Here is a 7,268-nt window from a genome sequence, read left to right on the forward strand (position 1 = left end):
CGGCTCGCGCGTCGGCGTCTGGCGCCTGCTGAAGCTGTTCGAACGTAAGAAAATCCCCCTGACCATCTTCGCCGTGGCCATGGCGGCGGAACGTCATACGGACGTCATCCGCGCCATGGTGGACGGGGGCCATGAGATCGCCAGCCACGGCTATCGCTGGATCAACTACCAGTACATGACGCCGGAGGAAGAGGCGGCGCACATGGCCAAGGCCATGACCATCCTGGAACAGGTCGCCGGTACCCGGCCGGTCGGCTGGTACACGGGCCGCACCAGCCCCAACACCCGCCGCCTGGTGGCCGAGCATGGCGGCCTCCTCTACGACGCGGACGCCTATGACGACGACCTGCCCTATTGGCAAGAGGTGGCGGTCAGCGACGGGGGCACCCGGCCGCAGCTGATCGTCCCCTACACCCTGGACTGCAACGACATGCGTTTCGTCCAGGTCCAGGGCTTCCACTCCGGCGACCAGTTCTTCACCTATCTCAAGGACAGCTTCGACGCGCTGTATACCGAGGGGGCGGAGACGCCGCGCATGATGTCCGTGGGCCTGCACTGCCGACTGGTGGGCAAGCCTGGCCGCATCCAGGCGCTGGAACGCTTCCTGGACTACGCCCGGGGGCATGAGGGCGTGTGGTTCGCCACGCGCGCCGACATCGCCCGCCACTGGCATCAGCGCCACCCTTATAAGGGCCATCCTTTTAAGGGTATCGGCGCATGAGCGACGCCTTTGACAGCAGAGACACCTTCGTCGCCCGCTTCGGCGGCGTGTTCGAGCATTCGCCCTGGATCGCGGAAGCCGCCTGGGACGCGGGCCTGCCGGCTGATGCCCAGACGGCGGACGGCTTGCATGCCGCCCTGGTGGCGCCGTTCCGGGCGGCCAGCCGGGAGCGGCGGCTGGGGGTGCTACTGGCCCACCCCGACCTGGCCGGGCGCCTGGCGGTCCGGGGCGAGCTGACGGCGGACTCCACCGCCGAGCAGGCCTCCGCCGGGCTGGACAAGTGCACGCCCGGAGGAATTCACCCGCTTCCAGGCGTTGAATGACACCTACAAGGCCCGCTTCGGCTTCCCCTTCATCCTGGCGGTGCGCGGCCTGACCCGCACCGCCATCCTGGAGAATTTCGAGGCTCGCGTGGCCAACGACGCGGAGACGGAGTTCGCCACGGCCACCGCGCAGGTGGAGCGTATCGCGTTGCTGCGGCTGCGGGAGATGCTGCCGTGAGGTTCGGCCCCGCCCTGATGGCGCGCCTGGACGACTTCGCCCGGCACAGCGCCGACCGGCCGGCCCTGACCCGCCTGTACCTGACACGGGAGCATCGCGCCGCCGCCGACCAGCTGCTGATCTGGATGCGCGAGGCGGGGATGGAGGCGCATGTGGACGCCGCCGGCACCGTCGTCGGCCGTTACGCGGGACTGGCGCCGAGCCAGCCCGCCCTGCTGCTGGGGTCCCACATCGACACGGTGCGCAACGCCGGCAAGTACGACGGCAACCTGGGCGTGCTGGCGGCCGTGGCCGCGGTGGCGGAACTGAACCGCAAGGGCGAGCGCCTGCCCTACGCCATCGAGGTGTTGGGCTTCGGCGATGAGGAGGGCGTGCGGTTCCCCATCACCCTGACCGGCAGCCGCGCGGTGGCCGGAACCGTGGCGCCCGACGCGATGGCCGCGCGCGATCGCGACAGCATCGCCCTGGGTGACGCATTGAGGGACTTCGGTGGCGACCCCGCCGGCCTGGCCGCCGTCGCCCGCGACCCGTCCCGGGTGCTGGGCTTCGTCGAGGTGCATATCGAGCAGGGCCCGGTGCTGGAATCCAAGGGCCTGCCCCTGGGCATCGTCACCGCCATCAACGGTGCCAGCCGCTACAGCGTCACCGTCACCGGCCAGGCCGGCCATGCCGGCACCGTGCCCATGGCCCTGCGCCACGATCCCCTGGCGGCGGCGGCGGAGATGGTGCTGGCGGTGGAGACGGCCGGCGGGGCGGAACCCGATCTGGTCGCCACCGTGGGCCGGATCGAGGCCAAGCCGGGCGCCGTCAACGTCATCCCCGGCCAGGCCACCTTCACCATCGACCTGCGCAGCCCGCGCGACGACAGCCGCAAGACGGCCGCCGCCAGCCTGCTGGACGCCCTGGCCGCCATCGCCACCCGCCGGGGCGTGGCGCTGGACATCCAGCCCACCCACGACGCCCCCGCCGCCCATTGCCACCCGGGGCTGATGCGCCAGCTGGACCAGGCGGTGGCGCGGGCTGGCGTCATCCCCCACCACCTGCCCAGCGGTGCCGGCCACGACGCCATGGCCCTGGCGGCATTGTGCCCCATGGCCATGCTGTTCGTCCGCTGTGCCGGCGGCATCAGCCACAACCCCGCCGAAAGCATCACGGCGGAAGACGCCGACCTGGCGGTCACCGTCCTGCTGGACTTTTTGCGTCGTTTTGAACCTGTTTTCGCCGCTTAAGGATCACTTTCATGACCATCGACGCCGCCACCGCCGTGCACACCTTCCTGACGGCCAAGCGGGAGGAGCAGGTGCGCTTCCTGGCGGAGCTGATCAAGGTGCCGTCCGACAACCCGCCGGGTGACTGCGCCCCCCACGCCGCCCGCGCGGCGGAGCTGCTGGAGGGCCTGGGCTATACCGTGGAACGCCATGTGGTGCCGGATGCGCTGGTCAAGGCCAACGGCATGGTCAGCGCCACCAACCTGATCGTGCGCCGCAGCTTTGGCAGCGGCGGCCCCACCATCGCGCTGAACGCCCATGGCGACGTGGTGGCGCCGGGCGAAGGCTGGACCGTCGATCCCTATGCCGCCACCGTCAAGGACGGCTGGATGTACGGGCGCGGCGTCGCCGTCTCCAAATCCGACTTCGCCAGCTACACCTACGCCCTGATGGCGCTGGATGCGCTGGCCCGCCAGGGTGCCGCGCTCAACGGCACGGTGGAACTGCACCTGACCTATGACGAGGAGGCGGGCGGGGAGATCGGGCCGCGCTGGCTGCTGGACCAGGGCCTGACCAAGCCGGACTACGCCGTGTCCGCCGGCTTCAGCTACGGCATCGTCACCGCCCACAACGGCTGCCTGCATCTGGAGGTGGAGGTGCGGGGCAAGTCCGCGCATGCGGCATTGCCCGCCACCGGCATCGACGCGCTGGAAGCGGCGACCGTCATCCTCAGCTGGCTGTACCAGCACCGCGCCGGCTATGCCGCGACCGTGTCCGCCGTGCCCGGCATCGGCAGCCCGCAGCTGACCGTGGGCCTGATTTCCGGCGGCATCAACACCAACGTCGTGCCCGACCGCATCACCTTCCGCCTGGATCGCCGCATGATCCCGGAGGAGCAGGGCAGCGTGGTGGAGGCCACCCTGCGCCAGGTCATCGCCGCCGCCGCCGCCGAACGGCCGGAGGCCACGGTCACCGTCCGCCGCATCCTGCTGGCCGAACCCTTGAAGCCCATCGCCGGCACCGACCGCCTGACCGACACCATCAGCCGCCACGCCACCCGCATCCTGGGTGAACCGGTGGCCGCGAAGGGCGTGCCCATCTACACCGACGCCCGCCACTACGCCGCCGCCGGCATCCCCACCGTGCTCTACGGCGCAGGTCCCCACACCATCGAGGAAGCCAACGCCCACCGCGCGGACGAGCGCCTGCCGCTGAGCGACCTGTACAAGGCGACCGAGGTCATGGCCCTGACGCTGGTGGATTTCCTGACGGGCGCATGAGACGCAAGCCCCGCCTACCGCCCCATCCGCCGCGGGTTCCACGGCTTGCCGCTGACGATCTGCGCCAGCACCAGGGCGCCGTTGATCAGGCCCATCACACCCAGGATCACGGCGCCGAAGCGCGCGCCGTGCACCAGGCCGATGGCCACGACGTTGTCCGCCACCAGCACCGCCATCGCCAGCAGCGTCACCGCCGCCATGAGCAGGAAGCCCGTGCGCTTCCTGGGCGTGCGCAGTCCATGGACACAGATGGCGAGGATGGCCAGCAGGCCCACGGCGGCGAGGATGTCGAGGATCATGGGAAGGGAAAGGTCAGCTGGTTAAAGGTCGGAGGACAATAAGGCGGCATAATCCCGCGCGCCATGCAAGACGCGCAGCACTTCGACATTCCTCCTCCGAATGCGGTAGAAAATCAGATAGTCGCGAAACACGCGACGACGAATGCCCTGCGTTTCAAAGCGTGGTACCAACGGACAGGCCAGAGGGAACTGGCCTAAGTCCAGACACCGCTCGTGCAGCGCGTCAATAAAACCCGGTGCCCGATCAGGCTCCTCGGCGTTGATCCAATCCGCAATGTCCACCAAGTCGGTGAAAGCGGCCCGAGTGATGACAACCTTCATAGGCACGGGGTTAGGCGCCCGATGCCTTCTTGGACTTGCCCAACCTGGCTTTCAGTGCCTCAAACACCTCATCCACGGCTAGGACGTCGCCAGCATCCGCATCATCGAGCCCCCGCTTCAACGCCGCATCCAGCGCAGCCAAGCGGATTTCACGCTCATGAAGCAGACGTACACCATCCCGAAGCACCTCGCTGCGGGAGTTATAGCGCCCTGACTCAACAAGCTGATCCACAACGCCCTCCAACTGAGGGCCAAGATTGACGCTGCTGGGCATGGTCCACACTCCTTCCCAACGGCATGTGCCGGGTGGATAACTATTATCAATATAGCTCCAGAATCGGGAGGCCGCCATGGGGCGACAGCTACGGCTGCAGACGCTCTGGACGAGAGCATCGCCCTGGCGGCTGGAGTCCACCGTCCCCCTTGACTCATCCGTTCGTCATGACTTACCGTAAGTCATGTCTTACGAAAGAGCCTTGACCGCCCTGGCCGATCCCACCCGGCGGGCGGTGTTTGAGCGGTTGCGGGCCGGGCCGCAGCCGGTGGGGGAGTTGGCGCGGCAGCTGCCCATCAGCCGGCCGGCGGTGTCACAGCACCTGAAGGTGCTGAAGGACGCCGGGCTGGTGGCCGACCGGGCGGAGGGGACGCGCCGCATCTATCACATCGACCCGCACGGCCTGGGCGCGCTGCGCCGCTGGCTGGACCAGTTCTGGGAAACCGCGCTCGACGCCTTCGCGGCCGAGGCGGAGAAAATAGCCGACAAACCATAAGACGGGAGTAGCCTTCGCCATGACGCTCGCCGAACGCACCATCGCCATCGCCCCCGTCGTGAAGACGGTGCAGGTGAAGGCCAGCCAAACCCATGCCTTCCAGGTCTTCACCACCCGCTTCAGCACCTGGTGGCCGGCCACCCATCACATCGGCAAGGCGCCCATGGTGAACGCGGTGATCGAGCCCAAGATGGACGGCCGCTGGTACGAGGTGGGCGACGACGGATCGGAATGCGACTGGGGCCGCGTCCTGGCGTGGGAGCCGCCGGGCCGCCTGGTGCTAAGCTGGCACCTGGACGGCGACTTCCAGTTCCGCACCGACACGTATTCGGAAGTGGAGGTGACGTTCACGCCCCTGGATGACTCCCTGACCCGGGTGACGCTGGAACACCGCAACCTGGACCGCTTCGGCCAAGACAATGGCCAGCGCCTGCGGGGCAAGGTGGACAGCGCCGGCGGCTGGACCGGCATCCTGGATCTGTATGCCACCGCCGCGAACGGCTGAAGGAGGTCAGAAACCAACCGGCCTTGGCAGCGCCCCCACCTGGGGCCGGCCGAACAGGTAGCCCTGGAACAGGGTGATGCCCAGGTCGCGCAGGGTGTCCAACTCCTCCACCGTTTCCACCCCCTCCGCCACCACGGTGATGCCCAGGGTGCGGCACACCTGGACGATGGCGCCGACGATGGTGCGGCTGACGGGCCGGGCGTGCACGTCGCGGGTCAGTTCCATGTCGATCTTCAGGATATCCGGCTGGAACTTGGCCAGCAGACTGAGGCCGGCATAGCCGGCGCCGAAATCATCGATGGCGGACAGGAAGCCGTGGCGGCGGTATTCGCTGAAGATGTCCAGCAGGTGGGCCGGGTCCTGGATGGGCTCATTCTCGGTCGCCTCGAACATCAGGCGGTCCAGGGGCATGCCTGTCGCCCGGCTGGCCCGCAGCGTGGCGCGCAGGCAGTGTTCCGGATGGTAAACCGCCGCCGGCAGGAAGTTGATGGACAGGCGGGCGCCCGTCGCGGGAAGGCCCAAGGCGGCCGCCAACTTGATGGCCTTGACCCGGCACGCCTGATCGAAGGCATAGCGGTTCGTTGCGTCGACCCGCGCCAGCACCGTGCCGGCCCCCGCGCCGTCCGCACCCCGCACCAGCGCCTCATAGGCGAAGAGTGTACGCTGGGCGACATCGACGATGGGCTGGAATGCCATGGTGAAATCGAAGGGAAGCGCTGTCCCTTCCGCGCAAGCATGACAGTCCATTACGACGCATTCATCCTGGGGGGCGCAACCCATCCACCGGCCAGCGCCGGTGAAGCGGTTACAGAACCCCTACATAAGGCGCGGGCTGTCGCCTTGGACAAGGGTGTCGGAAAGCGGGCCTGTCAGGCTTCCAGCGTCACCCGGGCATGGCGATCGACATAGGCGCCGAGGTGCTGGGCCAATGTCACCGCCTGCAGGCGGATGTCCGGCACGGCCGTCATTTCCCAGTAGGTGCCGCGCGTGACCGGGCCGATGGCGTAGAGGCCGGCCACCGGCCGCCCACCGGCGTCCAGCACCCGCGCCTCGTTATCCACGTCCAGGCCCAGGTGCAGGGGGTCCGGCCGGATCATGCCCTGGGCCAGCAGGTCGCGCACCAGCGGGTCGGTGACCCGCAGGATGTCGCAGCAGGGACCGGAACAGTTGATGACCTGGTCGACGGGGAAGGTGATGTCCGCCGCCTCGTTGCGGGGGCGGTAGGTCACCCGCACCCTACCCTGCACGGCGTCCGGCACCTCCTCGATCGCCTGCAACCGGCCGGCGGTGACGATCAAGGCGCCGGTGGCCTGAAGGGCAGTCAGCTGCGTGGCGACGGCGGGCGCCAGGCGATGGCGATGCACATCCCACCAAGGGCGCAGGTGCCGCAGGAAGCGCTTGCGTTCCGATAACGGCAAGGCCTGCCAGTAGGCAACGGTGCGGGGACGCANGCTGTCGATCACCGGCTGCCAGGCCCGGCCGGCCGCCTGCTCCTGCCGCACCAGCCGGCGCACCTGGGCCAGCGCGCGCGACAGCGAGGTGGGCAGGTCCGGCGGCGGCGGCATGACATGGGGCACGGCGTCCGTGTGCCGGCGGGACAGCAGGCCGCGCCGCGACAAGGGCCCGATCTGTCCCTGGTGGCCCCGGGCGCGCAGCGACAGCA

The 7,268-nt window shown here is 68.8% G+C and carries 12 protein-coding genes; 7 read left to right on the top strand and 5 right to left on the bottom strand.

Annotation, left to right across the window (positions count from 1 at the left end):
• The 5 genes from I55_RS05690 to I55_RS05705 form a co-directional block, all read left to right on the top strand.
• On the top strand, nt 1-721 hold a 721-nt coding region (locus tag I55_RS05690), incomplete at its 5' end, for a polysaccharide deacetylase family protein (RefSeq protein ID WP_044559540.1).
• Complete coding sequence (uraD, locus tag I55_RS38230) at nt 718-1,044, top strand: 2-oxo-4-hydroxy-4-carboxy-5-ureidoimidazoline decarboxylase (protein ID WP_252181030.1); 327 nt, start codon at nt 718-720, stop codon at nt 1,042-1,044. The genes I55_RS05690 and uraD, both read left to right, overlap by 4 nt.
• Nucleotides 1,037-1,222 (top strand): 2-oxo-4-hydroxy-4-carboxy-5-ureidoimidazoline decarboxylase, encoded by a 186-nt coding sequence (locus I55_RS38235; protein WP_252181031.1) that lies wholly within the window; start codon nt 1,037-1,039, stop codon nt 1,220-1,222. The genes uraD and I55_RS38235 overlap by 8 nt, the downstream gene beginning before the upstream one ends.
• Nucleotides 1,219-2,451: an allantoate amidohydrolase gene (locus tag I55_RS05700; protein WP_044559541.1), complete on the top strand. Its 1,233-nt coding sequence runs from the start codon at nt 1,219-1,221 to the stop codon at nt 2,449-2,451. Before I55_RS38235 ends, I55_RS05700 begins: the two co-directional genes overlap by 4 nt.
• Nucleotides 2,452-2,462: 11 nt before the next feature.
• On the top strand, nt 2,463-3,710 hold the full coding sequence (locus I55_RS05705) for a M20/M25/M40 family metallo-hydrolase (RefSeq protein ID WP_044559542.1): 1,248 nt from the start codon (nt 2,463-2,465) through the stop codon (nt 3,708-3,710).
• 14 nt (nt 3,711-3,724) lie between these two features.
• Here the strand turns inward: I55_RS05705 and I55_RS05710 are convergent, their stop codons facing one another.
• Genes I55_RS05710 through I55_RS05720 form a run of 3 tightly spaced genes read right to left on the bottom strand, consistent with a single transcriptional unit; the run spans nt 3,725 to nt 4,604 of the window.
• Nucleotides 3,725-4,009: a hypothetical protein gene (locus I55_RS05710; RefSeq protein WP_044559543.1), complete on the bottom strand. Its 285-nt coding sequence runs from the start codon at nt 4,007-4,009 to the stop codon at nt 3,725-3,727.
• 21 nt (nt 4,010-4,030) lie between these two features.
• Nucleotides 4,031-4,330: a type II toxin-antitoxin system RelE/ParE family toxin gene (locus tag I55_RS05715; RefSeq protein WP_044559544.1), complete on the bottom strand. Its 300-nt coding sequence runs from the start codon at nt 4,328-4,330 to the stop codon at nt 4,031-4,033.
• Between the two features lie 10 nt (nt 4,331-4,340).
• Complete coding sequence (locus tag I55_RS05720) at nt 4,341-4,604, bottom strand: type II toxin-antitoxin system ParD family antitoxin (RefSeq protein ID WP_044559545.1); 264 nt, start codon at nt 4,602-4,604, stop codon at nt 4,341-4,343.
• 184 nt (nt 4,605-4,788) lie between these two features.
• Between I55_RS05720 and I55_RS05725 the strand changes: the two genes are divergently transcribed.
• Together I55_RS05725 and I55_RS05730 are read left to right on the top strand one after the other, a co-directional pair.
• Nucleotides 4,789-5,100, top strand: coding sequence for a helix-turn-helix transcriptional regulator (locus I55_RS05725; protein WP_044559546.1), 312 nt, complete (start codon nt 4,789-4,791; stop codon nt 5,098-5,100).
• Between the two features lie 19 nt (nt 5,101-5,119).
• On the top strand, nt 5,120-5,605 hold the full coding sequence (locus tag I55_RS05730) for an SRPBCC family protein (RefSeq protein ID WP_049973870.1): 486 nt from the start codon (nt 5,120-5,122) through the stop codon (nt 5,603-5,605).
• Nucleotides 5,606-5,611: 6 nt separating this feature from the next.
• On the opposite strand, the gene I55_RS05735 is transcribed toward I55_RS05730, so the two are convergent.
• Nucleotides 5,612-6,301, bottom strand: coding sequence for an EAL domain-containing protein (locus tag I55_RS05735; protein ID WP_199902472.1), 690 nt, complete (start codon nt 6,299-6,301; stop codon nt 5,612-5,614).
• Between the two features lie 173 nt (nt 6,302-6,474).
• The coding region (locus tag I55_RS38945; RefSeq protein ID WP_044559548.1) for an FAD/NAD(P)-binding protein at nt 6,475-7,268 on the bottom strand (794 nt) is incomplete at its 5' end.

Origin of the sequence: Azospirillum sp. B4 (assembly GCF_000333275.1) — a bacterium.
Lineage (GTDB): Bacteria > Pseudomonadota > Alphaproteobacteria > Azospirillales > Azospirillaceae > Nitrospirillum.